Annotated in this window: 1 rRNA gene; it reads left to right on the plus strand. The window is 55.6% G+C overall.

Features of this window, described 5'->3' with window-relative positions:
• Positions 1–1,175, plus strand: a 23S ribosomal RNA gene (locus ACZ5XZ_RS38970); the annotation flags it as partial.
• Between the last annotated feature and the right edge of the window lie 21 nt (positions 1,176–1,196).

Raw genomic sequence — 1,196 nt, forward strand, 5'->3', positions numbered from 1 at the left:
CTGAGCTGGGGGTGGCCGCAGAGACCAGCGAGAAGCGACTGTTTACTAAAAACACAGGTCCGTGCGAAGCCGTAAGGCGATGTATACGGACTGACGCCTGCCCGGTGCTGGAACGTTAAGGGGACCGGTTAGTCAACCTTCGGGTTGGCGAAGCTGAGAACTTAAGCGCCAGTAAACGGCGGTGGTAACTATAACCATCCTAAGGTAGCGAAATTCCTTGTCGGGTAAGTTCCGACCTGCACGAATGGCGTAACGACTTCTCGACTGTCTCAACCATAGGCCCGGTGAAATTGCATTACGAGTAAAGATGCTCGTTTCGCGCAGCAGGACGGAAAGACCCCGGGACCTTTACTATAGCTTGATATTGGTGTTCGGTTCGGCTTGTGTAGGATAGGTGGGAGACTTTGAAGCCGTGACGCCAGTCATGGTGGAGTCATTGTTGAAATACCACTCTGGTCGTGCTGGATGTCTAACCTGGGTCCGTGATCCGGATCAGGGACAGTGTCTGGTGGGTAGTTTAACTGGGGCGGTTGCCTCCTAAAGAGTAACGGAGGCGCCCAAAGGTTCCCTCAGCCTGGTTGGCAATCAGGTGTTGAGTGTAAGTGCACAAGGGAGCTTGACTGTGAGACTGACGGGTCGAGCAGGTACGAAAGTAGGGACTAGTGATCCGGCGGTGGCTTGTGGAAGCGCCGTCGCTCAACGGATAAAAGGTACCCCGGGGATAACAGGCTGATCTTCCCCAAGAGTCCATATCGACGGGATGGTTTGGCACCTCGATGTCGGCTCGTCGCATCCTGGGGCTGGAGTCGGTCCCAAGGGTTGGGCTGTTCGCCCATTAAAGCGGTACGCGAGCTGGGTTTAGAACGTCGTGAGACAGTTCGGTCCCTATCCGCTGTGCGCGTAGGAGTATTGAGAAGGGCTGTCCCTAGTACGAGAGGACCGGGACGGACGAACCTCTGGTGTGCCAGTTGTCCTGCCAAGGGCATGGCTGGTTGGCTACGTTCGGAAAGGATAACCGCTGAAAGCATCTAAGCGGGAAGCCTGCTTCGAGATGAGTACTCCCACCCCCTTTGAGGGGTTAAGGCTCCCAGTAGACGACTGGGTTGATAGGCCAGATATGGAAGCGCCGTAAGGTGTGGAGTTGACTGGTACTAATAGGCCGAGGGCTTGTCCTCAGTTGCTCGCGTCCACTGTGT

This window comes from Streptomyces sp. NPDC033270 (assembly GCF_055576575.1).